This window comes from Amycolatopsis sp. NPDC051758, from assembly GCF_044453095.1.
Taxonomy (GTDB): domain Bacteria; phylum Actinomycetota; class Actinomycetes; order Mycobacteriales; family Pseudonocardiaceae; genus Amycolatopsis.
Genome location: NZ_JBITCJ010000016.1, coordinates 125,472 through 152,195 on the forward strand (window position 1 = coordinate 125,472; position 26,724 = coordinate 152,195).

25 protein-coding genes are annotated in these 26,724 nt (G+C 73.2%); 17 read left to right on the forward strand and 8 right to left on the reverse strand.

Translation table 11 applies throughout. The annotated features are described in order from the left end of the window. The 4 genes from ACIA5G_RS47735 to ACIA5G_RS47750 all read right to left on the reverse strand — a co-directional run bounded on the left by ACIA5G_RS47735 (nt 1) and on the right by ACIA5G_RS47750 (nt 3,702). Nucleotides 1-861 carry a dioxygenase gene (locus ACIA5G_RS47735; protein ID WP_395936052.1) on the reverse strand — a complete coding sequence of 287 codons (861 nt, stop codon included), beginning with the start codon at nt 859-861 and terminating at the stop codon, nt 1-3. Nucleotides 862-872: 11 nt separating this feature from the next. Further along, a complete protein-coding gene (locus ACIA5G_RS47740) occupies nt 873-1,667 on the reverse strand; it encodes a citryl-CoA lyase (RefSeq protein WP_395936054.1) in 795 nt (264 codons plus the stop codon). Further along, nucleotides 1,660-2,826, reverse strand: coding sequence for a CaiB/BaiF CoA transferase family protein (locus ACIA5G_RS47745; protein ID WP_395936059.1), 1,167 nt, complete (start codon nt 2,824-2,826; stop codon nt 1,660-1,662). Before ACIA5G_RS47745 ends, ACIA5G_RS47740 begins: the two co-directional genes overlap by 8 nt. Nucleotides 2,827-2,892: 66 nt before the next feature. Continuing rightward, the gene (locus ACIA5G_RS47750; protein WP_395936061.1) at nt 2,893-3,702 is read right to left on the reverse strand and encodes an IclR family transcriptional regulator C-terminal domain-containing protein; all 810 of its coding nucleotides are present in this window, start codon (nt 3,700-3,702) and stop codon (nt 2,893-2,895) included. A 131-nt stretch (nt 3,703-3,833) separates the two neighbouring features. Between ACIA5G_RS47750 and ACIA5G_RS47755 the strand changes: the two genes are divergently transcribed. Beyond that, nucleotides 3,834-5,249, forward strand: a complete 1,416-nt coding sequence (locus ACIA5G_RS47755) for an amidohydrolase family protein (RefSeq protein WP_395936063.1) — start codon at nt 3,834-3,836, stop codon at nt 5,247-5,249. 13 nt (nt 5,250-5,262) lie between these two features. Next, complete coding sequence (locus ACIA5G_RS47760) at nt 5,263-5,760, forward strand: hypothetical protein (protein ID WP_395936065.1); 498 nt, start codon at nt 5,263-5,265, stop codon at nt 5,758-5,760. Here ACIA5G_RS47760 and ACIA5G_RS47765 read toward each other — a convergent pair. From ACIA5G_RS47765 to ACIA5G_RS47780, 4 genes are read right to left on the reverse strand one after another with little or no spacing between them, the layout of a single operon-like run. Next, nucleotides 5,744-10,171, reverse strand: coding sequence for an amino acid adenylation domain-containing protein (locus tag ACIA5G_RS47765; protein WP_395936067.1), 4,428 nt, complete (start codon nt 10,169-10,171; stop codon nt 5,744-5,746). The two genes, ACIA5G_RS47760 and ACIA5G_RS47765, sit on opposite strands and share 17 nt — an antisense overlap. A gap of 16 nt (nt 10,172-10,187) precedes the next feature. Next, the gene (locus tag ACIA5G_RS47770) at nt 10,188-10,451 is read right to left on the reverse strand and encodes an acyl carrier protein (RefSeq protein ID WP_395936069.1); all 264 of its coding nucleotides are present in this window, start codon (nt 10,449-10,451) and stop codon (nt 10,188-10,190) included. A 17-nt stretch (nt 10,452-10,468) separates the two neighbouring features. Continuing rightward, on the reverse strand, nt 10,469-11,353 hold the full coding sequence (locus ACIA5G_RS47775; protein ID WP_395936071.1) for a ketopantoate reductase family protein: 885 nt from the start codon (nt 11,351-11,353) through the stop codon (nt 10,469-10,471). After that, the gene (locus ACIA5G_RS47780) at nt 11,350-11,544 is read right to left on the reverse strand and encodes an MbtH family protein (protein ID WP_395936073.1); all 195 of its coding nucleotides are present in this window, start codon (nt 11,542-11,544) and stop codon (nt 11,350-11,352) included. Before ACIA5G_RS47780 ends, ACIA5G_RS47775 begins: the two co-directional genes overlap by 4 nt. 249 nt (nt 11,545-11,793) lie before the next feature. Between ACIA5G_RS47780 and ACIA5G_RS47785 the strand changes: the two genes are divergently transcribed. Genes ACIA5G_RS47785 through ACIA5G_RS47855 form a run of 15 tightly spaced genes read left to right on the forward strand, consistent with a single transcriptional unit; the run spans nt 11,794 to nt 26,706 of the window. After that, nucleotides 11,794-12,636, forward strand: a complete 843-nt coding sequence (locus tag ACIA5G_RS47785; RefSeq protein ID WP_395936075.1) for a hypothetical protein — start codon at nt 11,794-11,796, stop codon at nt 12,634-12,636. Further along, nucleotides 12,633-13,178, forward strand: a complete 546-nt coding sequence (locus ACIA5G_RS47790) for a GNAT family N-acetyltransferase (RefSeq protein WP_395936077.1) — start codon at nt 12,633-12,635, stop codon at nt 13,176-13,178. The genes ACIA5G_RS47785 and ACIA5G_RS47790 overlap by 4 nt, the downstream gene beginning before the upstream one ends. After that, the gene (locus ACIA5G_RS47795) at nt 13,175-14,449 is read left to right on the forward strand and encodes an acetyl-CoA carboxylase biotin carboxylase subunit family protein (RefSeq protein ID WP_395936079.1); all 1,275 of its coding nucleotides are present in this window, start codon (nt 13,175-13,177) and stop codon (nt 14,447-14,449) included. The genes ACIA5G_RS47790 and ACIA5G_RS47795 overlap by 4 nt, the downstream gene beginning before the upstream one ends. Nucleotides 14,450-14,462: 13 nt before the next feature. Next, entirely contained in the window at nt 14,463-15,179 is a 717-nt protein-coding gene (locus tag ACIA5G_RS47800) for a thioesterase II family protein (RefSeq protein WP_395936081.1), read from the forward strand. Beyond that, the gene (locus ACIA5G_RS47805; RefSeq protein ID WP_395936083.1) at nt 15,176-16,006 is read left to right on the forward strand and encodes an SDR family oxidoreductase; all 831 of its coding nucleotides are present in this window, start codon (nt 15,176-15,178) and stop codon (nt 16,004-16,006) included. Before ACIA5G_RS47800 ends, ACIA5G_RS47805 begins: the two co-directional genes overlap by 4 nt. 26 nt (nt 16,007-16,032) lie before the next feature. Continuing rightward, on the forward strand, nt 16,033-18,576 hold the full coding sequence (locus ACIA5G_RS47810; protein ID WP_395936085.1) for an amino acid adenylation domain-containing protein: 2,544 nt from the start codon (nt 16,033-16,035) through the stop codon (nt 18,574-18,576). Continuing rightward, nucleotides 18,573-18,830, forward strand: coding sequence for an acyl carrier protein (locus ACIA5G_RS47815; protein ID WP_395936087.1), 258 nt, complete (start codon nt 18,573-18,575; stop codon nt 18,828-18,830). The genes ACIA5G_RS47810 and ACIA5G_RS47815 overlap by 4 nt, the downstream gene beginning before the upstream one ends. Then, complete coding sequence (locus tag ACIA5G_RS47820) at nt 18,827-20,104, forward strand: MFS transporter (protein WP_395936089.1); 1,278 nt, start codon at nt 18,827-18,829, stop codon at nt 20,102-20,104. The genes ACIA5G_RS47815 and ACIA5G_RS47820 overlap by 4 nt, the downstream gene beginning before the upstream one ends. Next, on the forward strand, nt 20,101-21,333 hold the full coding sequence (locus tag ACIA5G_RS47825) for a polyketide synthase (protein ID WP_395936091.1): 1,233 nt from the start codon (nt 20,101-20,103) through the stop codon (nt 21,331-21,333). The genes ACIA5G_RS47820 and ACIA5G_RS47825 overlap by 4 nt, the downstream gene beginning before the upstream one ends. Nucleotides 21,334-21,365: 32 nt before the next feature. Then, nucleotides 21,366-22,478 (forward strand): beta-ketoacyl-[acyl-carrier-protein] synthase family protein, encoded by a 1,113-nt coding sequence (locus tag ACIA5G_RS47830; RefSeq protein ID WP_395936093.1) that lies wholly within the window; start codon nt 21,366-21,368, stop codon nt 22,476-22,478. Continuing rightward, nucleotides 22,471-22,935, forward strand: coding sequence for a hypothetical protein (locus ACIA5G_RS47835; protein WP_395936095.1), 465 nt, complete (start codon nt 22,471-22,473; stop codon nt 22,933-22,935). The genes ACIA5G_RS47830 and ACIA5G_RS47835 overlap by 8 nt, the downstream gene beginning before the upstream one ends. Then, nucleotides 22,932-24,299 (forward strand): class I adenylate-forming enzyme family protein, encoded by a 1,368-nt coding sequence (locus ACIA5G_RS47840; RefSeq protein WP_395936097.1) that lies wholly within the window; start codon nt 22,932-22,934, stop codon nt 24,297-24,299. Before ACIA5G_RS47835 ends, ACIA5G_RS47840 begins: the two co-directional genes overlap by 4 nt. A gap of 10 nt (nt 24,300-24,309) precedes the next feature. Next, a complete protein-coding gene (locus ACIA5G_RS47845) occupies nt 24,310-25,086 on the forward strand; it encodes a thioesterase II family protein (RefSeq protein WP_395936099.1) in 777 nt (258 codons plus the stop codon). Then, the gene (locus ACIA5G_RS47850; protein ID WP_395936101.1) at nt 25,028-25,732 is read left to right on the forward strand and encodes a 2OG-Fe(II) oxygenase; all 705 of its coding nucleotides are present in this window, start codon (nt 25,028-25,030) and stop codon (nt 25,730-25,732) included. Before ACIA5G_RS47845 ends, ACIA5G_RS47850 begins: the two co-directional genes overlap by 59 nt. Then, a complete protein-coding gene (locus ACIA5G_RS47855) occupies nt 25,729-26,706 on the forward strand; it encodes an ornithine cyclodeaminase family protein (RefSeq protein WP_395936103.1) in 978 nt (325 codons plus the stop codon). Before ACIA5G_RS47850 ends, ACIA5G_RS47855 begins: the two co-directional genes overlap by 4 nt. Nucleotides 26,707-26,724: the final 18 nt, after the last annotated feature.

Genomic DNA, 26,724 nt, shown 5'->3' on the forward strand with positions numbered 1-26,724 from the left:
TCAGACGGGCTGGAGGACGAAGTCGTAACGCGCTTCGAGCCACGGCTCGGCCGACTCGCCGCCGTCGGGCGTCGGGCCGGGCTCGCGGGGCTCGAAGGACACGACCAGCTCCTGCTTGGTGCCGAACACGACGTCCCTGTCGAGGTACTCGGCGCCCTCCTGGAACAGGTGCGTGATCAGCGGCTCGTAGCCGGCCGCGTTGATCAGGAAGTGCACGTGCGCCGGGCGGAAGTGGCTGATGTCGGTGCCGCCGATGAGCTCGCCGACCGGGCCGTCCATCGGGATCGAGTAACCCTTCGGCGCGATCGTGCGCACGCAGTAGGCCCCGTCGGCGCGCGTGGCGTACTTCGCGCGCAGCCGCGCTTCGTCGATGTCCGGGATCTGCGACTCGTAGGCGCCCTCTTCGTCGGCCTGCCAGACGTCGAGGATCGCGCCGCCGGCGGGGGAGCCGTCGAGTCCGCGGACCGTGCCGGTGACGTAGAGCGGCGTGCCGGGCAGGCCGTCGGACATGTCGCCGCCGAACTCCAGCTCCGGCGAGCCGTCGATGTGGAACGGGCCGAGCACCGTCGCCGGGGTGGCCTTGGCGTCGAAGGCGTGGTTCATCTGCACCACCAGCATGCTCAGCCCGAGCACGTCGGAGGCGAGGATGAACTCTTCGCGCTTCTCGTTGCTGATCTTCCCGGTCTCGGTGAGCCACCGCATCGCGGCCATCCACTCGGTCTCGCTCAGCCGCACTTCGCGGGCGAAGGCGTGCAGGTGGCGCACGAGCGCGGCCATGAGCTCCGCGGTCCGCGGGTCGTGCGCGCCCGACCAGCGCCGGGCGGCGAGCTCGGTGATGTTGTCCTCGGTGACCAGCTGCATCGGCGTTCCTCTCAGGATTCCGGGTCCGGGGCGACCGACCGGTTGTTCAGGTCGACCGACAGGAAGATGTCGTTCGCGACGGGGTGCCGCAGCTCCTCGGCCAGCTGGCCGATCAGCCCGGCGGTCCGGGCGAGCAGCGCGAACCCGCGCAGCAGCTCCAGCGGCAGCCCGAGGTCGGCGAGCGCGGCGCCGCACACCCCCGCGCCGTTGAGCGGCAGCGTCTTCCCGAGGACCTGCGGGTGCACCCGGCCGATCGCGGCGAACAGCTCCAGGTGCGGGCCGCGCAGGTCTTCTTCGCCGGCGATCTGGAACAGCCGCCGGGTGCGCGGGTCGCCGTCCTTGTGGACGTGGTGCCCGAGCCCGGGAACGTACTTCCCCTGCGCCCGAACGGCTTCCACCGTCTTCAGGGCGAGCGCGTCCCAGCCGGCCTCGTCGGTGGGCGCGGCGCCCGCTTCGGTGAGGACGTCGTGCAGGAACCGGCCGCAGTCCTCGGTGACGCCGAGGAAGCGCGACCCGCCGCCCAGCAGACCGGCGGCGAGCGCGCCCTGGACCGAGTCGGGCGCGGACAGGTAGGTCAGCCGGGTGACGATCGCGGTCGGGGTGAACCCGTGGTCGGCCAGTGCGGCCAGCACCGCCTCGAAGACCCGCGCTTCGCCCTTGCTGGGACGGCGCTGGGTGGCCAGCCAGAACGCCAGCTCGCCGAAGCCGACCGTGCCCATCACGTCCTCGGCGAGGTCGTGGCCGAGCAGCGTGATCTTGTCCTTCGTGGACGAGCCCAGCGCGGTTTCGTAAACCGGGTCAGCCATCTTCACCTTCCGGGGTGGTCAGCCAGGCGCGCAGCTCGGCGCCGTGTTCGTCGAGCTCCGGCGGCGGCAGCCGGTAGGCAGCGGGCGTCGCGGAGAACCGGATCGGGTGGCGGGTCGTGGGCACGGCGCGTTCACCTTCACCCACCTCGACGATCGGGTCCAGCCCGAACCGCTCGGCCATCGCGAACCCGCCGTCGATGGTGTTGATCGGTCCACACGGGACGCCGACCTTCGTCAGCGCCTCGAACCAGTCCACCGCGGTCTTCGTGCCGAGCCGCTCCACCAGGATCGGCCGCAGCTCCTCGCGGTTCTTCGTGCGGTCGGCGTTGCGGGCGAAGCGCGGGTCGTCGGGGACGTCCGGCAGGTCCAGGACCTCGCACAGCCGGCGGAACTGCCCGTCGTTGGCCGCGGCGACGATCAGGTCATTGTCGGCCGTCGGCAGCGGCTCGTAGGGGAAGACGCTGGGGTGGGCATTGCCCATCCGGTACGGCACCACACCGCCCGCGGCGTAGGCCGAACTGTGGTTCACCAGCCCGGTCAGCGCCGAGGACAGCAGGTTGACCTCCACGTGCTGGCCCTCGCCGGTCGTGTCGCGGTGGCGCAGCGCGGCGAGGATGCCGATCACCGCGTGGTTGCCGGCCATCACGTCGAACACCGAGATCCCGGCCCGGTACGGCGGGCCGTCCGGATCGCCGGTCAGGCTCATCAGGCCCGAGATCGCCTGCACCATGAGGTCGTAGCCGGGCACGTGCCGTCCGTCGCCGGAGCCGAAGCCGCTGATCGAGGCGTAGACGGTCCCGGGGTTGGTGTTCTTGACCGTGTCGTAGTCGAGGCCGTACTTGGTCAGGCCGCCGGGCTTGAAGTTCTCGATCACCACGTCCGCGCGGGTGGCCAGCTCGAGGGCGACCGCGGCGTCGGCCTCCTCACGCAGGTCCAGGGCGATGGACCGCTTCCCGCGGTTGACGCCGAGGTAGTAGGTGGAGACGTCGCCGCGGACCGGCGGCATCCAGGTGCGGGTCTCGTCCCCCTGCGGGCCCTCGACCTTGACAACGTCGGCACCCATGTCCGCCAGCAGCATCGTGGCGTACGGGCCGGCGAGCACCCGGGAGAAGTCCGCGACCAGCAGCCCGGACAACGGGCCGGCAGCGCTGTTTTCCACCCGGTCCTCACTTCCTGTCCGTCTGGCGGACTCTTGTCCGCAGTCTCCTCGCGAGGGCGGCGGCGGTCAAGACACCGCCGGCACGGTGACGTGCGGGACGTCGTCGAGCCGGGCGAAGTCGGCGCTGATGTCGCCGGCGGCCTGCAGCAGCAGCGGCAGGTGGTGGTCCAGGAGCCGCTCGACCGGCGTCTCCGCGGCGTGACAGTTGACGTTGACACCGGCGATCACCCGGCCCGACCCGTCGCGCAGCGGCGCGGCCACCGACCGGATGCCCAGCGCGAGCTGCTCGTCGGTGAGCGCCCAGCCGCGGGCCCGGACCTCACGCAGCTCGGCGTCGCGCTCGGCCCGCTCCGGCTGCCAGCGCGCGACCAGCCCCGAGCGCGTCGGCTCGGCCAGCACCGCTTCCAGCTCGTCCGGCGGCAGCGCGGCCAGCTGGACTTTGCCCAGCGACGTCGGCAGGGCAGGGAAGCGGGTGCCGATCTGCACGGTGAGCCCGACGATCTTCGGCACCGCGACGCGGGCGACGTAGACGATGTCGGAGCCGTCTAGCTGGGCGATGGAGCACGACTCGTTCGTGCGCGCGACCAGGCGTTCCAGGTGCGGCCGGGCGACGTCCCACAGTCCCTTCGAGCGCACGTAGGCGACACCGAGGTCGAGCACGCGCGGGGTCAGGGAGTACCCGCGGCCGTCGGCGCGGACGTATCCGAGCTCCTCGAGGGTGAGCAGGATCCGGCGGGCGGTCGGGCGGGCGAGGTTCGCCGCGGTGGCCACCTCGGCCAGCGTCATCACCTCCCGGCCGGGCCGGAACGCGGTGATCACCTCGAGCCCGCGCGCCAGCGCCTCGATGAAGTCGGGACCGGTTCCCTCGCGTGGCATGCGCCCTCCTCCTGCAATGGTCCTGCCCGCAGCGTAGCGGCGGGGATTGACACCGGCCCGGCACTGGGCAAAGGTGACTTCACCCGTTGAGTGTCCGTAGAGCGGACAAGTGTACGCGAGTGGAGGCAGCGATGTCCGGATCGATCGTCCTGCGGGGCGGCACGGTGCTGACCCTCGACGACACCCACCGGGTGCTGCCCGGCGAAGACGTCCTCGTCACCGACGACAAGATCGCCGCGATCGGGCCTGCGCTGGAGGTCCCGGCGGGCACGACCGAGATCGACGCCTCGGGCGGCATCGTCATGCCGGGGATGATCGACACCCACCGCCACCTGTGGCAGACGGCCATGCGGGGTTACGGCGCCGACTGGACGTTGACGCAGTACTTCGTCTGGTACTACCTCGAATGGGGCAAGGTGTTCCGCCCCGAAGACATCCACGCGGGCAATCTCCTCGGCGCGTGGGAAGCGCTCGAAGCGGGCGTCACGACCACGGTGGACTGGTCCCACGGCCTGCAGACCACCCAGCACGCCGACGCTGCGGCCGACGCGCTCGAAGCCGCGCCCGGCCGGTTCGTCCTGGCTTACGGCAACATCCAGGACGCTCCGGCGAACTGGACCGGCACCCCGGAGTTCCGCGACTTCGTCGCGCGGCGCACGGGCGGCGACCTGGGCTTCCAGCTCGCGTTCGACGTCACCGGCGACCCGGCGTTCCCCGAGAAGCCGGCGTTCGAGGTGGCGCGCGAGCTCGGCGTGCCGGTGACCACGCACGCGGGCGTGTGGGGCGCGACCGGCGACGACAGCATCCGGCTGATGCACGACCACGGGTTCATGACCCCGGAGACGATCTACGTGCACAGCGCGTCGCTCTCGGCCGACTCCTACCACCGGATCGCCGCGACCGGCGGGTCGGCGTCGGTCTCGACGGAAAGCGAACAGAGCGCGGGCCAGGGTTACCCCTCCACCTGGGCCCTGCGGCAGTACGGCATCCCGGTGTCACTGTCGATGGACACCTCGGTCTGGTGGAGCGGCGACCTGTTCTCCGCGATGCGCACGACGCTGGGCGCGGACCGCTCCCGCGAGCACCTGGAGGCGCACGCGAAGGGCGAAACCGTCACGCACGCGGCGCTGCGAGCGGAGCAGGTGGTGGACTGGGCCACCCGCGGCGGCGCGGCCGCGTTGGGCCGCTCGGACATCGGCAGCCTCGAGGTGGGCAAGAAGGCGGACGTGGTGCTGCTGAAGAACGAGCACTCACCGGTGTCGTTCCCGCTGCTCAACCCGTACGGCCACGTGGCGTTCCAGGCCCAGCGCGGCGACGTCCACACGGTGCTGGTGAACGGCCGCATCGTCAAGCGCGACGGCCGGCTGGTCGGCGTGGACCTGCCCGCGGTCCGCCGCCAGGTCGAGTCGACGGTCGAGTACCTGCGCGCGCAGCTGGGCGAGGAGGCGTGGCGGCAGGGGATGAACCCGGACATCCCGGAGACGAAGATCATGGACAACCCGTACACGTACACGACCTACCAGAGCGAAACCACCCACGGCGGCTGAGTACCGTCGGGGCGTGGCCCAGGTCTTCATCCAGCCGTCCTACGGCACCCCGGAAGCGCGCCGGTACGGGGCGGAAACCCTGGAGCGGACGGTCGCCTTCCGCGACCACGCCGACCTGCTGGACCCGGCGGACCTCGCCCGCCTGAACGCGCTGCACCCGGGCGGCCGGGCGCGGTTCTGGGGCGCCAAGGACAAGTACGACCGCCGGATGGACACCGTGACCACCGGCGACGTCGTCCTGTTCACCGGCGGCAAGCAGGTGCGAGCCGCCGCCGAGGTGGGCCACGGTTTCCGGAACCTCCGCTTCGCGCGGCAGCTCTGGGACCCGGATCCCGGCAAGTGCCTGTGGAGCAACGTCTACAGCCTGCGCCGCTACCGGGTGGTCGAGCTGCCCTACGAGGCGATCTGGGCGTTGCCCGGCTTCACCGCCGGTGACAACTTCATGGGCCTGCGCTTCTTGGACGACACGAAGTCGGCCGCGGTCGTGGCGTTGCTCAGCTCCTCCGCTTGAGCAGCCCTTCGAGGTCCGTTGTGGACTCGAGGGTCGCGACGTCCGGGACGTCGTCGAACACCAGCCGGAGGCGGTGGTGGAGTTCGGGGAGCTTCTCCGTGGGGAACGCACCCTCCAGTGGCGCTCCCGTCACCGCTTCCCACGCTGCCTCGAGGGCTTCGCGCACCGTGGGGGCCTCGGCTGCCACCGCGCCCGGGCGGGCGAACGGATAGCCAGGCACCCGGACCCTTCGGGCTCGGCGGTCGGCGAGTTGCACGTCGACGCCGCTGCACCACAGCTGGGCCAACGCTGCCTGGACGTCCGTTGTGGACACCCCGGTGAGCTCCGGCCGGCTCGACGCCGCGGCCAGGAAGCCGCCACCGAAGCCGGCCACCACCGCTGCCCGGTTTCCGGTGGCTGCGGAGAGCAGGGCGGCCGGGTCCGCCGGGTAGGTGAGGTGCTTGGCCCACAGCCGGGTGTCCAGGGGGCGCCCGGCGGGGAGGATGCCTTCCGCGGTGGCGATCGGGACCGCCGGCGGTGCGAACGTGATCTCTTCGAGCGCCGAGGCGAGTGTGTCGAGGTCCAGCGCTTCGGCCAGCCGCGCGCCGTCGGCGAACGACAGCACGCCGGCGGCGACCGCGGCCGTCAGGTGTCCCGCTTCGGCGCCGGTCACGATGTCGGGTACGGCGCCGTGGGCGGTGAACTCCGAGACGAGTGCGCGCTGCGCCGCGAAGGCCTGCGCCGCCGGTCCGGGTGTGGGGCCGAAGGCGAAGACCAGCCGGACCGGACGGGTCCGGTCGACCACACCCCCGGCGATCGGCCCGGTGCTCAAGACACCCGCCCGGAGCGCGGCGGCGGCCGTGGCGGGATCGTCGGCCACCACGGCGAACCGGTGCGGGAACCGCTCGCGGCCACGGTCGAGGGTGGCCGCGACGCCGGCGAGGTTGATGCCGGTGGTCGAGGTGAGGTGGTCGGCCAGCCGCTGCCGGGCTTCGGCGAGTGCCGTGGGGGAGGCCGCGGACACGGCGATGATCTGCCGCCCGCCGATCACGGGCTCCGGCTCCGGCTCCGGCTCCGGGTCCGAGAGGGGAGCCGAGGCCGGCGGATCTTCGCTGATCGGCCCCACAGTCGACGCGGGCCCCGGCTCCGAGGAGAGAGGCGAAGCCGCGGGCTCCGGCGACGGGTCTTCGCCGATCAGCGCCGCAGCCGACACGGCCTCCGGCGACGGCGCCCCAGAATCGGATGCCGCCCGGATGCGCCGGCCGTTTGCCACTCCCGCAGCGGGCTCCGAGGCACGCGCCACAGGAGCCGGCGCGACCTCCACCGGTGCGACGTTCGCCAGCAACGCCACCTGAGCCCGCACCGTCGTGTGGCGCAGCAGCTCACCGATCGTCGGCGCCGACACGAACCGTGCCCGCAGGCCCGCCTGCAGCTTCACCAGGATCAGCGAATGCCCACCGACATCGAAGAAGTTGTCGTCCATCGCGAACGTGTCGTGCTCGAGCAGCTCGGCCCACGCCGCCCGCACCAGGTCCACCGTGGAATCCGCCGGTGCGGCGACGGGAGAAGCAACAGGGGCGGCCACAAAAGCAGGAGCCTCACTCCCCGGCCCCACCTCGGGCAACCGCCGCCGGTCGATCTTTCCGTTCGGGGTCAGCGGCATCCTCTCCAGCGTCACGAGGTACCGCGGCACCGCGAACACCGGCAGCACCTCCCGCGCGTGCCGACGCAACTCCTCCACCGTGCCGCCCGGGCCGAGGACCACGTACGCCGCGATCTCCTTCTCCTTGCGGCTGTTCAGGCACACCCGGACGAACGCCGCCTCCACCGAAGGGTGCGCCGCCAGTGCCGACTCGACCTCGCCTAGCTCAACCCGCTGGCTGCGGATCTTCACCTGGTTGTCGTTGCGGCCGATGAACTCCAGACGGCCGTCCGGCAGCCACCGGACCCGGTCGCCCGTGCGGTACAGCCGCGCGCCGGGCACGCCCGAGTACGGGTCAGGGATGAAGCGACGCGCCGTCTCGCGGGGGTTGCCGAGGTAGCCGCGTGTCACGCCGGTGCCGCCCAGCAGCAGCTCGCCCGGCACTCCTCGGGGCGCTTGGCGCATGGTGGCGTGGTCGAACACGACGTACCCATCGGTCTCCGGGACGACCGAGCCGATCGACAGCGTCCGGGTGTTCTCCTCGATCGCCGTGATCGGCGTCCACGTCGAGGTGAACGAGTTCTCCGTCGGCCCGTAGCTGTGCAGCAGCGTGCCGGGCGCGCACCAGCGCAACGCCTTCTCCATGTGCGGCACCGAGATGATCTCACCGCCGAAGTACACCCGGCGCAGGCCGGGGAACAGGTCGGGCACGTCCTCGATCAGCCGGTTCAGCAACGGCGTCGACACGATCAGCGTGGTGATCCCGCGCTCGCGGAACGCCGTCCGCAGCTCCGGCGGGCTCAGCGTCAGCTCCTTGTCGAAGATCACCAGCTCGGCGCCGTGGGTGAGCGCGCCCCAGACCTCGTAGGTCGCGCCGTCGAAGTTCAGCGGCGAGAGCTGGGACACGACGTCGGTGTGGTGCAGCGGCACGAAGTCCGGCCGGTCCAGCAGCCGGATGAACCCGGAGTGCGGCCACACGACACCCTTCGGCCGGCCCGTCGAGCCGGACGTGTAGAGCACGTTGAACGCCGTCGCCGGGTCGATCACCACCTCCGGCGGGGTGGCCGGGTGCCGCGCGGCCTCCGCGAGGGCCTCGTCGACGAGGTAGATCGGGCACTTGGGCAGCCGGACCCGCTCGACGAACCCGGGCGCGCCGACGACCAGCCGCGGCCGGGCGTCGTCGATGACCATCTGCAGCTGCGTGTCGGGGTAGGCCGGGTCCAGCGGCAGGTAGGCCGCGCCCGCCATGAGCGTGCCCAGCCAGAACACGACCGACGTCGGGCCCGGCGGCAGCAGCAGCGCGACGAGCGATTCAGCGCCCGCCCCTTCGGCGCGCAGCCAGTTCGCGACCGAGGCCGCCTGCGAGACCAGCTCGGCGTAGGTGAGGACCTCGTCGTGGTAGCGCACTGCCACCGCGTCCGGCCGCAGCTCGGCGTGCCGGCGCACCAGGTCGGGCAGCAGGACGCGGTTGACCGGTGCACGTTCGGTTTCCGGGCGGGCCGGCACGAACGGGTCGCACGCGGCGACGAGCGCACCGCAGCTCGCGGCCGGGTCGGCGACCGCGTCGGTGAGGAGCTTGACCAGCTGCGCGAGCAGCAGCTCGGCGGTGCTGTCCCGGTAGACCAGCGTGTCGTGGTCGACCCGCAGCCGGATGTGCGTGTCCCCTTCCAGCGCCGCCAGCGACAGGTCGTACTTCCCGGCGGCGGTCTTGTGCTCGACGACCCGGATGGTCGTGTCCCCGGCGGCCCAGGTCAGCTCCTCCTCCGGGAAGTACATGAACACGCTGTTGTCGATGAGCGTCGCGCCGCCCTCGCGGCGGATCTCGCGCAGCTGCGCCGACGGCACGGCGGAGTGCTCCAGCGAGTCGAGCATCTGGTCACGCACGCGGTCGACCAGCGTGGTGAAGGATTCGGTGAAGTCGAGGGTGCTGCGCACCGGCAGCACCCGGGCCAGCAGGTCGACGCGGTCCTCGTTCTCGGTGGTGCGCGAGGCGAACAGCATGCCGGTGGTGCCGTCGGCGGTGGCGCTCCACGCGTGCAGCAGGGTCAGCCAGGCGCTCAGCACGACCACCGCGGGCGACGCGAGCCGCTCCCGGGCCACCTCGCGGACCCGGTCGAGGACGTCGTCGGCCAGCACGAACTCGTGGAAGCCGGCCACTCCCGGCACCGAGCCGGGGCGGTTGAGGTCCGCGATCGGCGCCAGCGACGGCGGCTGGTCGGCCAGCAGGCCCGTCCAGTAGGCGGCCAGTTCGGCCGGCGGCACGTCCACAGTGGACGACTCGGCGGGCAGCGGTGTGTCCCACGGCCGGTTCCCGGCGGCCCGCGCCGTGTAGGCGTGTGCCAGGTCCCGCACGAGGATGGCCTGCGACCAGCCGTCGGACACGATGTGTTGCACGGCCAGCACGAACAGCGCGCCGTCGTCGGCGGTCAGCAGCGTGCCCCGCACGAGCGGCTCGGACGCGAGGTCGAACGGCTGCGCGGCGACCGCGGCCGCCCACTCCAGCGCGGCGTCCCGGTTGTAGCGGCCGGGACGCCGGTGTTCGACGAACGGCACCGGCGGGCGGCGGTGCACCACCTGGACGAGCTCGCCGTCTTCGGCGTGGAAGGCACTGCGGAGGTTGGGGTGCCGCTCGACGACGTCGCCGAGCGCGGCCCGCAGCGCGCCGACGTCGACGCCGGGGGTGAACTCCAGGTCGAGCGGGATGGTGAACCGGGCGGACTCCGGCTCCCGCTGCATGGCGAGCCACACTTCGGCCTGCTCCGCCGTCGCCGGCCTGCGTGCGTCGATCACAGTGGTCCCTTCGAGGTCAGTTGCCGGCCTGGCGCCGCACGACGAAGTCGGCGATCGTGCTGATGGACCGGAAGTTCACCGGCGTGAAGTCGGTGTCGGAGATGTTCACGCCGAACTGCTGCTCGCACCGGGCGCGCAACTCGACGAACCCGAGCGAGTCGAGCCCGAGGGTCTCCTGCAGGCTGTCGTCGGCGTGGATGCCGTCGGCCGGGACGTCGACGTACAGGTCGGCGACCAGGATCTCGCGCAGCGTGTTCTCCATGGTGGTCTTCGGCGACATGAGCGCTTGCCTCACTCTCAGGTTCCGGCGGGCAGTGGCGTGCCCGCGTGCTGCCCGGCCCGGTGCACGAGCTGGTCGGTGGCCGGGGTCGGGATGCCGCGCCGGGCGCCGGCCGCGCGGATCGGGCCGGCGATCGCGTCGAGCTCGCCCGTCGCGCCGCGTTCGACGTCGCGCTGCAGTGACGTGCGGGTCCGGCCGGGCGCCCGGGTGAGCGCACGCAGGACGCGGCCGCGGTCGAGGTGCGCGCCTTCGGCCCGGCCCACCGCGCAGGCTTCGTCCGCGCAGGCGAGCATCAGCCGGGTCAGCTCGTCGTCGGCGCGGACCTGCTCGAGCGGGCCGCCGACGCACGTCGTGGCGAGGGCGAGCGGGGCGAGCAGTGCGAGCTTGCGCCACAGGACGTCGGCCGCGGACCCGCCGTCGGCGCAGCCGATCCCGGCCGCGGCCAGCGCCGCCGAGACGACTTCGGGCGGGCCGGCCAGCTCGATCTCGGTGAACAGGGACTCCTGCCGGACCACGCCGACCGCGGTCCGCGCGGCTTCGATCCGGATCGCGCCCGCGACCACCCGGTCACCGAACTGCTCCCGCAGGGGCGGAAGGTGCCCCAGCCCGTTGAGCAGCGGGACGACCACGCCGGCCTCGGCGGTGACGTTCGTCAGCGCGCCCGGCAGGTCGGGGTGCTTGACGCAGACCCACAGCACGTCGACGGGCTCGGTGAGGGTGGTGGCGGCCGGGACCGGGACGGTGAAGCCCTCGCGGATCCCGTGGTGCACCGTCACGGTGCCGGGGTAGCGGGCGAGGGAAGCGGGCCGCAGCAGGAGCGTGACGGCCTCGCCGCCGCGGGCCAGGGCGGCGGCGAGGGCGAGCCCGACCCCGCCGGCGCCGAGGACCGCGTGCCGGCTCATGCGGACCGGCGGACCGAGCGTGGCGCGATGTCGCGCCACGTTTCGGCGACATGGTCGAGGCAGGCTTCCTCGCTGCCGGTGAGCCCGGCCGGGCGCCAGCCTGGTGGGAGCACGAGCCCGGCCGGCCAGACCGAGTACTGCTCTTCGTCGTTCACCACGGCGACATGGGTCGCCTCGTCGTCTTCCGCCACTCTCGCCCCCACTCCGCACGCCCGCCGGGCGGACCCGGACAGCTGCCGAAACCGACGTTAGCGACTCTCCCGCACCCGCCATTCTCCTTTTCTGCGCATTCGCGGAGGACGGCCCGGCGTGTCGTAAAACGTATTCTGGAATGCTGTGATCTGAGTCACTGTGGTTTTTGGTTGCTGCCCTTGCGGCCGGACTGCCACCTTGTGCACCAGGGGCATTCGGCTGTCGAATTCACGTGTTGGGGGTCTTTCGTGGCAGGCTGGGAAGGCGGGGACGGCGACCGTGAGGTGCGGACGCTCAATCCGTCCCAAACGAATCCACGGCTTCGGTACGAATTCGACCGCGGCAGCGGCTACGAGACCGAGATCAGGCTGACCACCGCACTCTCGGCGCTCATTCCCGAGGACGAGCTGCTGCACTCCGACCACCGTTTCTTCCAGATCGTGCACCTGCTGACCGAGTACTGCTGGGTCGCCGTGCACCACTGCCTCTGCGACCTGACCGAGGCCCTCGACCGGGGTGACACGATCGCCGCCGGACGGCTGCTGGTCCGGTGCGCCGACACCGCGGCGTTGACCGTCGAATGCCTGCGCGTCATGGCGAACTCCCTCTCGCAGGTGTCGTTCCTGCGGATGCGCGACAACCTCGCCGGCGCCGCTTCCGGGCTCGCCTCACCCGGCTCGCGCAACGTCCGGCGCGCCGCGCACGCCGTGTGGGCGGCCTTCGAGTCCGCCGCGGCCGATGCCGGCGCCACACCGGCCGACCTGGTCGAGGGGACCGCCCCGGACACCGCCGCCACCCCGCGGATCGCGCAGCTCGCCGACGTCATGGTCGGCCTGCAGCGGTTCGACACGCAGGTCCTCGAGTGGAAGCAGGTCCACCTCAACCTCGTCTGGCAGATGCTCGGCGGCCAGCCCCGCGCCGCCGACGAGGAGGACGAGGGCGCGCCCGGCCGGCCGCGGAGCATGCGCGGCCGGTCCATCTCCGACCTGGAGCGGCTCGCCGTGCGCCCGCTGTTCCCGAAGCTGTGGTTGCAGAACACCGCGGTCTACCGCGCGATGAGCGCGGTGGCCCCTGAAGAAGAGGCGGCATGACGCAGGAAACGAAGCACCCCATCGCCGGACCGCCGCTCACGGTCCTCTCGACGCCGCGCACCACGCTGCGCGAGGTCCCGTTCGACGAGGTCCGCGCGATCCTCGCCGGCGAGGAGGCCGGGCAGCGGTGGGCGTGGGCGCCCGGCTACCCGTTCGACGGCACGGTCGGCGGCGCGAAGCTCGTGCTGCGGATGGTCGTCGCCGACGCCTACCGCCCGGGGTTCGGCCTCTACCAGATCGTGGACCGCGAGACCGGGCTCGCCATCGGCGACGTCGGCTTCCACTCCGCGCCGGACGCCGACGGCGCCGCTGAGATCGGTTACGGCCTGATCGAGGCCTTCCAGGGGCGCGGCCTGGCGACCGAGGTCGTCGAAGCGCTGCTGGCCTGGACGTTCGAGCAGGGCGGCGTCACCGCGGTGCTCGCCGAGACCGACGAGGACCACCTGCCGTCACGGCGGGTGCTGGAGAAGACCGGGTTCGCGTTCCTCGGCACCGACGGCGAGACCCGCAAGTACGCGAGACGGCGGGAGCCCGGGTCATGACCAAGGTGGCGGTGTTCGAATCGGCCGACGCGTCCGGGTTGCCGGACCTGCTCGACGCGGCGGCCGACTGGTGCGAGCTGGTCGTGGTCAACGCGGGCCCCGAGCCGTGGACGGCCGACGAGCGGGAGGGCCTGGCCGACCTCGGCGAGGTCGTCGACGCCGCCGGGCGTGACGCCGCCTCGGTCGCCGCGGAGCTGGCCGCCCTCGACGTCGAGGGTGTGGTGACGCTGGAGGACGAGTGGATCCCGCTCGTCGCCGCGGTCGCCGCCCGCCTGGGCCTGCCCTACCACGACGAGGCGACCGCCGAAGCCGTGACGCACAAGGACATCCAGCGCGCGCGGCTCGCCGGCACCGACCTCGGCGTACGCGCCGCGTCGTTCACCGACGAGGACGGGCTGGCCGCTGCGGTGGCCGCGGTCGGGTTCCCCGCGGTGCTGAAGCCGGTGCGGGGCAACGGAAGCCTGAACGTCTACACCGTCGACGACGAGGCCGGCCTGCGTGCGGCGCTGGCCGAGGCGACCGGCGCCGCGGTGTCGGGCCACGCCGGCTTCCGGCTGGGCCACGGGGGCGCGGGCGCGCAGACCTGGCTGCTGGAAGAGCGGCTGATCGGCGTGCCGCACCCGGCGGGGGACTGGCTCAGCGACCACTTCTCGGTGGAGGTGCTATCGCTCGGCGAAGGTGAGCACTGGCCGTTCTGGCTCTCCGACCGGTTCCCGCTCATCCCGCCGCTGCGCGAAACCGGGATCACCGGGCCGTCGCTGCTGTCGTGGGAGACCCAGCACCTCGCGGCCCAGCGGGCCGAGCGGATCCTGACCGCGCTGGGTGTCACCACCGGCGTGTCCCACCTGGAGTTCAAGCTCACCGCCACTGGGCCGCGGCTGATCGAGGTCAACGGCCGGCTCGGCGGGTTCCTCTCCTCGATCCTCCCGCACGTCAGCGACCTCAACCCGGTGCGGCTGGCGCTGGAGGCCGCTGTCGGCAAGGCCGAACGCCGCCCGATCGACGCGACCGGCTACGCGGCCTGCGTCTTCACCCACGGCCCGCTCACCGGCGGACGGATCACCGCACTGGCCGACCCCGCCGAGCTCGGCCGGGTCCCCGGGGTGTGGCGGGTCGACGCCCGCAGCGCCGTCGGCGACGTGCCCGACTACCGGACCGGCACCAACGGGCGGCTGCAGAACGTGTGGGTCGAGGGTGCGACGGGCGAGGAGCTGCGGGCCGCCTTCGCCGCCGCGGACGCCTTTGTCGCCGAGGGCAACCGGTTCGAGTGAGGGGACGACGACGATGACGGCTGGCGTGCCCGTGCTGTGCTTCCCGCCCGCGGGGGCGGGACCGAGCTTCTTCCAGGCGTGGCCGGACGCCTCCTCGGCACTGCGGTTCGCCGCCGTCGAGCTGCCCGGCAAGGAGCGCCGGTTCGCCGAGCCGCCGGTGGCCACGATGGCGGAGCTGCTCGACGCGGTCGCCGAAGACGTCCTGCGCGAGGTCGGTGACGCCGGGCGGGCCGGCGTTTTCGGCCACTCCTTCGGCGCGCTGGTCGCTTACGAGGTCGCCCGGCTGGTGGCACGCGAACGGCCGGGCGTCGAGCTGACGTTGTTCGCCAGTGGCGCGCCCCGCCCCGGCGTCCCGCGGTCCGCGCCGATCGGCGACCTGCCCGACGACGAGTTCGTGGTCGCCGTCGGTGACCTGGCCGGCTACCAGCACCCCGCCTTGGCCGACCCGGACCTGCGGGACCTGCTCCTGCCCGCGCTGCGCGGCGACGTCGCGGTCGACGAGACCTACCGGCCGGCGCACCCGGACCCCGCGGTGTTCCCGATCGTGTCGGTCCGCGGCGCGGACGACGAGCTGGTGTCCTCGGCGGCGACCGCCCGCTGGGCCGAGGTGACGTCGGCCGGCTGCGTCACCCACGAGATCCCCGGCGGCCACATGTACTTGGTCGAGCGGTGGCAGCCGCTGGTGGCGCTGATGGAGCGGGCACTGGCCGGCGAAGGGGCGCGGTCGTGACCGGCCGCCTCGCGGGCCGGACCGCGATCGTCACCGGCGCGGCGCGGGGGATCGGCCGCGCCTGCGCGACCGCGCTCGCCGCCGAGGGCGCGGACCTGGTGCTGCTCGACGTCGCCGCGCCGATCGAAGGCCTCGGGTATCCGGCCGGCACGGCCAGCCAGCTCGACCACACCGCCGCGTTGTGCGCGGAGCACGGCGCCGCGACGCTCGTCGTCGCCGCAGACGTCCGCGACCTCGGTGCGCTGGAGGCCGTGGCCCGCAAGACCGTCGACCGCTTCGGCCGCATCGACGTGCTGGTCAACAACGCCGGCATCGCCGCGCCCTCGGGCAAGGCGGTGCACGAAATGACCGAGCCCGAGTGGGCGCTGATGATCGACGTCGACCTCAGCGGGCCGTGGCGGGCGGTCAAGGCCGTGGCGCCCACGATGATCGCGCAGCGCTCGGGCAGCATCGTCAACATCGCCTCCACCGCGGGCCTGGTCGGGTACCGCAACTTCGCCGGTTACGTCTCGGCCAAGCACGGTGTGCTCGGGCTGACCAGGGCCGCCGCGCTCGACCTCGCCCCGCACAAGGTCCGCGTCAACGCCGTGTGCCCCGGCTCGGTCCGCGACGACCCGGCGCTGGAAGGCCGGATGCTCTCGGAGATCGCCCGCGCGCTCGGGCTCGACGTCGCCGAGCACGAGACGACGTTCGTGCGCGACCAGCCCACCAACGAGCTCGTCGAAGCCGGTGACGTCGCCGCGGCCGTGCTCTGGCTCGCCACCGGCGAGTCCCGGCACGCCACCGGCGGGGTCGTCACCGTCGACGGCGGCTTCACGAGCCGCTGAAAGGGGGAGGGAGAGCAGTGCAGAACGTGTCCACCGCCCTGTACCGGCTGCCGGCCGGGCTCGCCGACGAGACCCTTCGCGCCCGCGCCGCCGACCACGACGCAAGCCTGTGGTTCCAGCCCGTCCCCCTGGCCTCGGCCGACGCGGATCTTTGGCGGGACCGCGAGCTGGGCCGTGCGACTGCCGGGGGCGCACGCTTCGTCGTGCTGTCCTATGTAGACGGCGTGCGGGAGCTGGTGGTGACCACGCCGGTCCCCGAGCCGGAACCCCTGGCCCCGCTGCCCGAGACAGCGGCGGACCGGGACCCCTTGACACATCTGACCGGCACGTCCGAACCGTCCACCGTGGACCTGGGCCCGGCCGATCCCGCCGACGTGCTCGCCGCCCTCGGCCTGGTGTTCAGCCGCTACACCCGCAGTGCGACGCTCGCCTTCGGCGTGCCCGGCGGCGCCACTCTCGTCACGGTCGACGAGGACCAGCCGGTGGGCGTGTTCCGCAAGCAGGTCGCCACCGCTCCGGCCGGAGCGACGCGCGACGTCCCCACCGTCGGCGTGGTGGCCGACGAACAACGGGAGCCGCAGCCGATCCGCGTGGTGTCGTGCACGCCGTATCCGCTGACCGTGCACGTCACCGGCGGGAACGCCACGGCCTGGTTCGCCGGGAACGCTGTCGCACCGTGGGCCGCGGCTCAGCTCGGACACCACCTCACCGCCGTGCTCGCGGAACTGCGGACCGGCAACCCCGACCGGCCGCTCGCCGACATCACCCTCGACGCGGGCCCCGAACCGCAGCCGGCGACGGCCGGGAACCCGCGCACCATCACCGCCGTCTTCGCCGAACAGGCCGCCCGGCGTGGGGACGCGCCCGCGGTGTCCGGTGAGGACGGCCGGTTGGGGTATGCGGAACTGGCCGAGCGGGCCGAGCGGTTCGCCGCCGGCCTGCAGGACCGTGGGATCCGGCCCGGTGACCGGGTCGGGATCGTCCACGAACGCGGCGCCGGACTCGTCGCGCTGCTGCTCGGCGTGCTGCGCGCCGGCGCGGTGTACGTCCCGCTCGACCCGGCCTACCCCGACCAGCGGCTGGCCTACATCGCCGACGACGCCGGGCTGGCGCTGGTCGTCACCGACGAGACCGCGGCGGGCCGCCTGCCCGGCGTGCCCGCGGTGACCTCCGCCGACCTGCCCGCCGATGGCGAAGTGCCGGCCGAGCTCGCCGGGCCCGACGACCCGGCCTACGTCATCTACACCTCCGGCTCGACCGGACGCCCCAAGGGCGTTGTCGTCCCGCACCGCAACGTCGTCGACCTCGTGGCCGGCACCACGGGGGACTTCGGGCTCGGCGACACCGACGTCTGGACGTGGTTCCACTCGGTGGCCTTCGACTTCTCGGTCTGGGAGATCTGGGGACCGCTGCTCACCGGCGGCCGGGTGGTCGTCGTGCCGGAGTGGACGCGGCGCGAGCCGGACGAGTTCGCCGCGCTGCTGCGGGACGAACGGGTCACCGTCCTCAACCAGACGCCGTCGAGCTTCGCGCAGGTGACCGAGACGCAGCTGCGGCGGTTCGACGACCTCCCGCTGCGGCTGGTCGTCTTCGGCGGGGAACCGCTCGACGCTTTTGCGCTGCTGCCGTGGTTCGACCGCTACCCGGAGACGCGCTGCCGGCTGGTGAACATGTTCGGCATCACCGAAACGACGGTCCACGTCACCGCGCAGACCGTGACCCGCGCGGACGCGCTGGCCGGGTCGCGCTCGGTCGGCCGGGCGATCCCCGGCTGGGAGATCCACGTGGTCGACGCGCGCCGCCGCCGGCTGCCGCCGGGGGTGCCCGGCGAGATCGCCGTCGGGGGCGCCGGGCTCGCGCACGGTTACCTCGGCCGCCCGGAGCTGACCGCCGACCGGTTCGTCACCGACCCCGGCACCGGACGGCGGCGCTACCTCAGCGGCGACCTCGGCCGGCTGCGGCCCGACGGGCGCCTCGAGCACCTCGGCCGGCTCGACAGCCAGGTCAAGCTGCGCGGTTACCGGATCGAGCTCGACGAGATCCGCAAGGTCCTGCTGGCCGAGCCCGACGTCGTCGCGGCCGCTGTTGTGCTCGCCGCGCCGGGCACCGCCGAAGCGCGTCTCGACGCCTACGTCGTCCAGGCCGACGGCACGCCGGGCTCGGCGTTGGCGGGCCTGCGCACCCGCGCGGCCGCCCTGCTGCCCGGGTACATGGTCCCCTCGACGTTCACGGCAGTGACCGCGCTTCCCTTGACGGTGAACGGAAAGCTCGACGAGGCGGCGCTGCCCGAGCCGGTCCTCGGCGGCGCCCCGGCCGCGGCGGTGGTGGAGGCCACCGGTGACGCCGACGTCGTGCTCGGCGCGTGGCGGTCGGTGCTGGGCGCCGCGATCGGGCCGGACGACCACTTCTTCGACAGCGGCGGGAACTCGCTGCTGGCCGCGAAGACCCTCGCCGCCCTGCGGGACGCCGGCCTGACGGTCGGGATCCGTGACCTCTACGGCCACCCCACCCCGCGCCTGCTCGCCGCCCACCTCGCCGGACCGCCCGCACAGAAGGAAGCCCAGCCGTGACCACACCGCACCCGCAGCCCGACCTCACCGACCTGGTCCGCCGGACCTGGGCCCGCGTGCTGGGCCACGACCGGTTCACCGACGAGGACTACTACTTCTCCGTCGGCGGCAACTCCCTCGGCGCGACGCGGATCATGGCGGCGCTCGGCCGTGAGCTCGGCACCCGGCTGCCGGTCCGGATGCTGTTCGACCACCAGACGGTGACCGCGCTCGTCGACGCCGTGTCCGCCCGGCTGGAGGCGAACGCGGCATGAAGGGCCTGAGCCGGATCGCCGCCCTGCCCCGCGCCGCACGGCTGCTGATCCTCACCAACGGCATCAGCGCGCTCGGCGCGGGCATGGTGATGCCGTTCCTCTGGATCTACCTCACCGAGGTCCGGCACCTGCCCACCTGGGTGCCCGCGGCGACGCTCGCCGTGCAGGCGTTCGCCGCCGTGTTCGGCGGCCTGGCCTACGGTGCACTGCTGGACCGGCTGCCCTACAACGTCGTCGTGCCGCTGGCCAACGTCAACGCCGGGATCGGCACGCTGCTGTTCGCCTTCGCCGGGCAGGCCTGGGTCGCCCTCGCCGCCGCGGTCGTGTTCGGGTTCGGGATCAGCGGCGTCGGCACCGCCGTGCGTGCGGCCTACGGCGCGACCACCAGCCACGACCAGCGCGAAACCGCGTACTCGGCGGACTACGGCGTGCTCAACGTCGCGATGGGGATCGGCGTGATCCTCGGCGGGGTGTTCGCCGCGTTCGCCTTCCTCAGCCCGGTCGGCCGGTACTTCCTGATGTACACGATCGACGCGGCGACGTTCTTCGTGATGGCCGTCGCGACCGTGCGGGCGCTGCCGAACCGGGTGCACCACGCCGAAAGCAAGGCCGGCGCCGCCGTCCGCGGGACTTACCGGGCGGTGCTGCGCTCGCCGAGCCTGCTCGCCCTGCTGGCCGTGCTGCTGCTGTCCGGGCTGGTCTCCTTCGGCCAGTTCCGCGCCGGGCTGCCCGGCTACCTGACCCAGACCGGCGCCATCACCGCCAGCGGCCTGTCGTTCGCCTTCGCCGTCAACATCATCCTCTGCGCCGTCATCCAGTTCGTCGTGATGCCCCACCTCGAACGGTTCTCCCGGACGCTGCTCGTCGCGGCCAGCGGCGTGATGTTCGCGGCCTGCTGGGTGTTCGTGCTGCTGGCCGGGGGCCACACCGGCATGACGGCGCTGGTGCTGGCGACGGTCGCGGTGATCCTGCTGTCGATCGGGGAGTCCCTCGTGGTCCCGCTGCTGACGACGTTGCTGAACAACGCGGTCGGCGAAGACCTGCGGGGCCGGGCGAACGCGCTGTTCTCGATCACCCTCTCGACCAGCGCCGTCATCGGCCCGGGCCTGGCCGGGGCGCTGCTGTCGTTCGGGTCCGGCGCCGTGTTCGTCGTCGTGATGGTCGTCTTGAGCGTCGTGGCGACGCTGCTGGTGCTGAGCCTGCGCCGGACGCTCCCGGCCGAGCGGGCCGAGCCCGGGACCCTCGACGAAGACGAAATGGAGGCCGCGGCATGAGCGCGCAGGCAGGATCCGACGCGATCGCGATCGTCGGCATGGGCTGCCGGTACGCCGGGGCCGCGAGCGCCGCCCAGTTCTGGGACAACCTCCGCGCCGGGCGGGACCGCTTCACCCGCGGCGGCCCGGTGCCGCCCGGGGACGGCCCGCGTGACATCCCGGCGTGGGGCCTGATCCCCGACCGCAACCACTACGACGCCGGGCTGGTCGGCTACACCGGCGAGACGGCGGACCGCGACCCGCAGCACGGCATGCTCTACGAAGCGCTGTGGGCCGCGGCCGAGGACGCCGGCGTGCGGCTGTCGGACATCGGCCCGTCGACCGCGGTCTACGCCGGGGTGGCGCGCACCAAGCACGTCGAGCGCGGCACCTTCGAGTCCACCGTGGACAAGGATGCGACGTTCGCCGGCCCGCACTTCTCCTACTTCCACGACCTGCACGCCGAAAGCATCATGGTCGACGCCTCCTGCGCGACCGGGCTGGTCGTGGTGCACCTGGCCTGCCAGAGCCTGCGGCTGGGTGACTGCGACTACGCGCTCGCGGGCGGCGTCGCGGTGATGGACACCGACGGCAGCTACGAGTACACGCCCAACGGCATCTACTCCAGCGAGGGCATGTGCCGGCCGTTCGACCGCGCGTCCACCGGCACGGTCCCCGGCGACGGTGTCGGCGCGGTCCTGCTGCGCCGGCTCGACGACGCGCTCGCCGACGGCGACCCGATCCACGCGGTGATCCGCTCGACCGCGGTCGACAACGACGGCCGGCAGAAGGCCGGGTTCACCATCCCCGGTGTCGAAGGCAAGATCCGGGTGGTCACCAAGGCGCTGGCCGGGGCCGGGCTGACCGGCGCGGACCTCGGTTACGTCGAGGCGCACGGCGTCGGCATCCCGATGAACGACCAGATCGAAGCCACCGCGCTGACCGAGGCCCTCGGCTCGGAAGGCCAGCCGCTCGCCGTCGGCTCGGTCAAGGCCAGCATCGGGCACACCGACACCGCGGCCGGGCTCGCCGCGCTGATCAAGACGGCGTTCGCGGTGGAGCACGGGTTCCTGCCCGCCACCCCCAACACCGGCGACCCGATCGACGAGCTCACCGCGGGCGGCAACCGGTTCTCGATCGTGCCCGAAGGTCGCGAGTGGACACCCGCCGGGCCGCGCCGGGCCGGGGTCATGTCGGCCGGGATCGGGGGCACCAACGCGTTCGCGGTCCTCGAGCAGGTCCCGTGCTGACCGGAGGCCCGCGCCGGGACCAGGTGCTCTGCGTGACGGGAACCGCCTGGCGCACGTCACTCGGCGCCGACCGCGAACAGGTCTGGCAGGACCTGCTCGCCGGGCGCACCGGGCTGCGCGTGGTACCCGGGTCGAACAAGTTCCGCAGCTTCGTCGCGGGCCCGTTGCCGGACGGCCCGGCCGGCGGGAGCGCGCGGGAGCGGCACGTCGAGCTGGCCACGGTCACCGCCGAAGCCGCGCTGCACGACGCCGGGCTGCGGGCCGAGGACACCGACCCGATCCTGGTGCTGGGCACCAGCCTGGGCCCCCACATCGACGACGCCGACCCCGGGTCGCTGCACGACTGGGCCGCCGAGGCCGGCAAGCGCCTGGGGCTGACCCGGCCGCCGGTGTCGTTGTCGACGGCGTGCTCGTCGGGCGCGGACGCGATCGCCGTCGCGGCGGAGCTGCTGGAAGCCGGGTACGCGGACGTCGCCGTCGCCGGTGGCGTCGACCTGCTGACCGAGGGCAAGCGGCTCGGGCATTCACTGCTGGGCACGCTGTCGCAGTCGACGCACCGCGCGTTCGACGCCGACCGGTCCGGGATGCTGCCCGGCGACGGCGCGGGTTACGTCGTCCTCGAGCGGACCGGCTCGGCCCGGCGGCGCGGCGCCCGCGTGCACGGTTACCTGCGGGGCTGGGGTTCCACCAACGACGCGGCCGGCATGACCGCGCCCAAGCCCGACGGTGAGGCCGCCGCGCGGGCGGTCCGCCGCTGCGTCGAGATGGCCGGCCTGAGCCTCGACGACGTCGCGGTCGTGAACGCCCACGGCACCGCCACGGTCCTGAACGACCAGGCCGAAGCGACCTGCCTGTCCGGGCTGTTCGGGCGGCTGGCGCGGCCGCCGGTGGTGTTCGCGACGAAGGGGGCGCTGGGACATTCGCTGGGCGCGACTGGCGTCGTCGAAGTGATCACGCTGCTGCTGGCCCTGCGCGACCGGACGGCGCCGCCGGTGCTCGGCCTGCTCCGGCCGATGCCGGAGCTGCGGCTGCCGATCGCGCGTGACACCCCGCGCGCGGTCACCGGCGGGTTCGGGATCAGCCTGACCCTCGGCTTCGGGGGGTTCAACACCTGCCTGCTGGTCGAACGGGGGGACGATGCCTGAACCCGTCACCGCCACCCGCGCCCCCGACGCGCCCCGGCCGCCCGGAGCGCCGGTCCGCTACGCCGACGCGTCCGCCTGGCTGGTGTGCGACCTGGTCGGCGAGGCCCTGCGCGACTGGCCGGGCCCCCGCGACCAGGTCGGCGTGCTCGGGGTCAGCGAGTACGCCACCGGCGACACACTGCGCCAGGTCGCCGTCGACGTCGCCAAGAAGGCGATCTCGCCACTGCGGTTCGTCGCCGCGAGCCCGGGGACGCTGGTCGGGCTGAGCTGCCTGAAGTTCGGCCTGCACGGTCCGAGCCTGCTGCTGACGATGCCGCCGGCCGACGGTGTTCCCGTCGCGCGGGTGCTCGCCGGGCGCTGGCTGGCCGGGGCGGCGCCCGCGGTGCTGCTGGTGACGCACGAGGTCGACCGCTCGGGCACCCACCGCGGAACCTGCGAACTCCTGGAGGCGGCGTGAACACCACCGCGGTGACCGTGCCGGAGGTCGAGGACCTGCTCGCCCGGACGACGTGGCCGGGCGCCACCGGTCGCTGCGCCGGAGTCGGCGAGCTCGCCGACAGGTTCGCTGCGGCCGGGCTGGCCCCCGGATCCGTCGTGCTGGTCGCGCTGCCCAACGGCACCCGCCTGATCCGCGTCTTCTTCGCCCTGGTCCTGGCCGGTCTGGTGCCGACGCTGCTCGCCGCGTCGACCCCGGCGACGCGCCTGCGCGCGACCGCGCGGCGGCTCGGCGCGGCGGCGCTGGTCCGCCCGGCCGGGACCGGCACCGGCCAGGTCGAGGAGGTGACGGTCACCCGCTTGGCGGAGGGGCCGCACCGGACACACCGGCCCGGGCAGACCATCCTGCTCACCTCCGGCACGTCCGGGATGGCCACCGGCTGCCTGCACGACGTCACAGCGCTGCGGCGCAACGCGTCCCGGCACGCCCGCAGCATCGGGCTGGAGGCCGAGGACCGGATGCTGATCACGCTGCCGATGCACTACTCCTACGCCCTGGTCGCCCAGGTGCTGGCCGGGCTGGTCACCGGCGCGTCGCTGGTCGTCACCGGCCCGCCGTTCACCCCGGCCGGCTATCGCGACGTCGTCACCACGCACGATGTCACCGTTTCGGCGCTGACCCCGCTGCTCGTCGCCGACCTGCTGGCCGACGGCGGCGCGCTGCCGACCGGCCTGCGGGCACTCGGTGTCGGCGGCCACGCCCTCGCCCCGGCCCGCACCGCGGCGCTGCTTGCCGCGAACCCGCAGCTCGAGCTGTACCTGACCTACGGGCTCACCGAGGCCGGGCCCCGGGTATCGACGCTGGCCGCGCACCGCGAACCGCCGGGCCGGTTCGCCTCGGCCGGAACGCCGCTCGACGGCGTCCGGCTGAGCGTGCGCGACGCCGGTCGCGGCCCGGACGAGCAGGAAGTGCTCGTCACCGCCGACACGGTGTACCGGGCGAAGGTCGGGGTTGAAGGCGGGGTGTCGCGCGGCAAGCTCGTCGGGCCGGACACCATCGCCACCGGCGACGTCGGCCGCCTCGACAACGACGGTTACCTGTGGCTGAGCGGCCGGATCTCCGACTTCGCGATCGTGCGCGGGGACAAGGTGTCCCTCTCCTCGGTCCGCAAGGCGGCCGAGTCGCTCGACGGCGTCCTGCGTGCGGTCGTCACTCCGCCCGGTGACGAGAACGCCGGCGCCCTCGGGCTCGCGATCTACGTCGACGAGCGCCGATCACTGTCCGAAAAGGACGTCAGGCGGACGCTGTACCCGTTGCTGACACCCAACGAACGCCCCGGCGAGCTGACCGTGCACCCGGTCACGGCCGGGAGCCTGCACAAGTAGGGGAGGGACCGTGGAACTGATCTGCGTGCCGGGGGCCGGCGGCTCGGCCCGGGCCTATCGCCCGTGGGCCGCGGCACTGGCCCCCGAGTTCACCGTCCGCGCGCTCGACCTGCCGGGACGCGGCCAGGCGGCGCGCGAAACCCCGGCGCCGACGCTCGTCGAGACGGCCGCCAAGCTCGTCGAACGGATCCCGCGCGACGGACCCTACGCACTCGCCGGGCACAGCATGGGCGGGCTGCTCGTCTACGAGATGGCCCGCCTGATCTGCGCGACGGACACCCTGCCGCGGCCCGAGTTCGTTGTTGTCGCCGGGGCCCGGCCCCCGCACATGATTTCGGCCGCGGAGTTCAACCGGCTCGTCACCACCGGGGACGACGACCTGCTGACCGGGCTCGTCGCCCTCGGGTTCGTCGACCCCACCGCCCTGCAGTCGCCGATGCGGGCGCTGTTCGTGCCGAGCCTGCGAGCCGACCTGACCCTCGTCGCGGCCTACGAGCCGGAACCGGCCGAGCCGCTGCCGGTCGACCTGTTCGCCTGGTACGGCCTCGCCGACCTCACGGCCCCGGGGACCGCGGTCGAGGAGTGGGCCCGCTACGCCGGCGCCGGGTTCACCACGGCCGCCTTCCCCGGCGGTCACGACTTCCCGTACGAGCGGCCGCCCGAGGTGGCCGAGCGGCTGCGCGCGCACCGAGCGTCCACTGAGGACGTTCCGACCACAAGGAGGAACCATGTCGGCCACGATCGACCACACCCCGGGCCTGTTCGCGGACTGGGCCCCGCCGCGTGACCTGCCGTTCCACTGGCACATCTACGACGTCGGCAGCGCCCTGCCCACCGGCTGGGCCGACGAACTGCTCGAGGTCGCGGCCCGGCAGGCGGCCAAGCGCAGCTTCCGCCCGACGATGACCACCGCGCGCGAGACGCCCGACGCGATCATCCCCCTGGAGTCGGTGGACGGCGAGGTGCTCGTCGAGCAGGCGCCGTGGGTGAACGAGCTCTACACCGGCTGGTTCCGGCGGCTGGGTGAGCGGCTGATCGACGAGCCGCTGGAGCTGACCAGCACCGCCAACCGGGCGCTGAGCCTGAACGTGCAGCGCGGGGTCACCATGCGCTACCCGTGCCACGTGGACAGCAACCCGATGGAGGGTCTGCTGTACCTGACCGACTGCACCGAGGAGACCGGCGGCGGCCTGGTCGTCTCCCGCAACCGCCACGCCCGCGACGTGTCCGAAGTGGACGAGGACGCGGCGGTCATCTACCCGCGTCGCGGTCAGCTGTTCTTCTTCGACGCCCGCTTCCACCCGCACTACGTCCAGCCGCTGCGCACCGACGAAGCCCTGCGTGCGGTCGTCACGATGAACTACTACACGCAGTCCATCCCGGAAGCCGTGCGCCCGGTGGGCCTGGACGACCAGCTGTTCGGTACCCGATGACGCTGCTGGTGCTCTCCGGGGCCGACGTCCGCGCGCTCTTCCCGCCGAAGGAGGGCTTCGCCCCGATGCGCGAGGCCCTCCTGGCGCTCGCGCGCGGCGAGGCGCACCAGCCGTTGCGCCCGGTTGTCGCGCCGGAAGGTGCCGCGGGGCTGCTGGCGATGATGCCGGCCCACACCGCGGCCGCGGGTTACGGCGTCAAGATCGTGTGCCTGTTCGAGGGCAACACCGCACTCGGCCTCGACGCCCACCAGGGCGCGATGCTGCTCTTCAGCGGGGACACCGGGGAGGCGCTGGCGCTGCTGAACGCGTCGGTGCTGACCGAGCTGCGCACCCCGGCGGTGACCGCGGTGGCGACCGAGGCACTGGCCCGCCCGGACGCGGCGCAGCTGACGGTGTTCGGCATCGGCGTCCAGGGTGCGGCGCACATCCGCACACTCGCCGCGGTTCGCCCGGTCGACCGGGTGCGGGTCGTGGCCCGCGACACCGCACGGGCTCAGCAGGTCTGCGACTCGCTGTCGGCGTCGCTGGGACTGCCGATCGAGGTGGCTTCGGCACCGGAGGAAGCCGTCCGCGCGGCCGACATCGTGGTGACGGCGACCAACGCCGTGTCACCGTTGCTACGGCGCGAGTGGCTGCGGCCGGGCACACACGTCAACGCGGTCGGCTCGTGCGTCCCGCACACCCGCGAGCTCGACACGGCGACGCTGGCCGACGCGCGGGTGTTCGTCGACTCGGTGGAATCGGCAACGCACGAGGCGGGGGACTACCTGTTCGCGGCACGGGAAGGCGCGATCGGCCCGGCGGACCTGACGCCCCTGGGTGACGTCCTGCTCGGCCGGGCGGCGGGCCGGGAGTCCGAGGACGAGATCACGGTGTTCGAGTCGGTGGGCCTGGCGGTCCAGGACCTGGCGGCGGCGCGGTTCATCCACGCCCGGGCGGAGGAGACGGGCGCCGGCGTTCGCGTCGAGTACTGACGGCCTCGTAGATTCGGG

Coding starts and splice junctions, on each gene's coding strand:
- ACIA5G_RS47735 (WP_395936052.1), bottom strand. CDS start 861: ATGCAGCTGGTCACCGAGGACAACATCACCGAGCTCGCCGCCCGGCGC.
- ACIA5G_RS47740 (WP_395936054.1), bottom strand. CDS start 1,667: ATGGCTGACCCGGTTTACGAAACCGCGCTGGGCTCGTCCACGAAGGAC.
- ACIA5G_RS47750 (WP_395936061.1), bottom strand. CDS start 3,702: ATGCCACGCGAGGGAACCGGTCCCGACTTCATCGAGGCGCTGGCGCGC.
- ACIA5G_RS47755 (WP_395936063.1), top strand. CDS start 3,834: ATGTCCGGATCGATCGTCCTGCGGGGCGGCACGGTGCTGACCCTCGAC.
- ACIA5G_RS47770 (WP_395936069.1), bottom strand. CDS start 10,451: ATGTCGCCGAAGACCACCATGGAGAACACGCTGCGCGAGATCCTGGTC.
- ACIA5G_RS47775 (WP_395936071.1), bottom strand. CDS start 11,353: ATGAGCCGGCACGCGGTCCTCGGCGCCGGCGGGGTCGGGCTCGCCCTC.
- ACIA5G_RS47790 (WP_395936077.1), top strand. CDS start 12,633: ATGACGCAGGAAACGAAGCACCCCATCGCCGGACCGCCGCTCACGGTC.
- ACIA5G_RS47795 (WP_395936079.1), top strand. CDS start 13,175: ATGACCAAGGTGGCGGTGTTCGAATCGGCCGACGCGTCCGGGTTGCCG.
- ACIA5G_RS47800 (WP_395936081.1), top strand. CDS start 14,463: ATGACGGCTGGCGTGCCCGTGCTGTGCTTCCCGCCCGCGGGGGCGGGA.
- ACIA5G_RS47820 (WP_395936089.1), top strand. CDS start 18,827: ATGAAGGGCCTGAGCCGGATCGCCGCCCTGCCCCGCGCCGCACGGCTG.
- ACIA5G_RS47825 (WP_395936091.1), top strand. CDS start 20,101: ATGAGCGCGCAGGCAGGATCCGACGCGATCGCGATCGTCGGCATGGGC.
- ACIA5G_RS47835 (WP_395936095.1), top strand. CDS start 22,471: ATGCCTGAACCCGTCACCGCCACCCGCGCCCCCGACGCGCCCCGGCCG.
- ACIA5G_RS47850 (WP_395936101.1), top strand. CDS start 25,028: ATGTCGGCCACGATCGACCACACCCCGGGCCTGTTCGCGGACTGGGCC.
- ACIA5G_RS47855 (WP_395936103.1), top strand. CDS start 25,729: ATGACGCTGCTGGTGCTCTCCGGGGCCGACGTCCGCGCGCTCTTCCCG.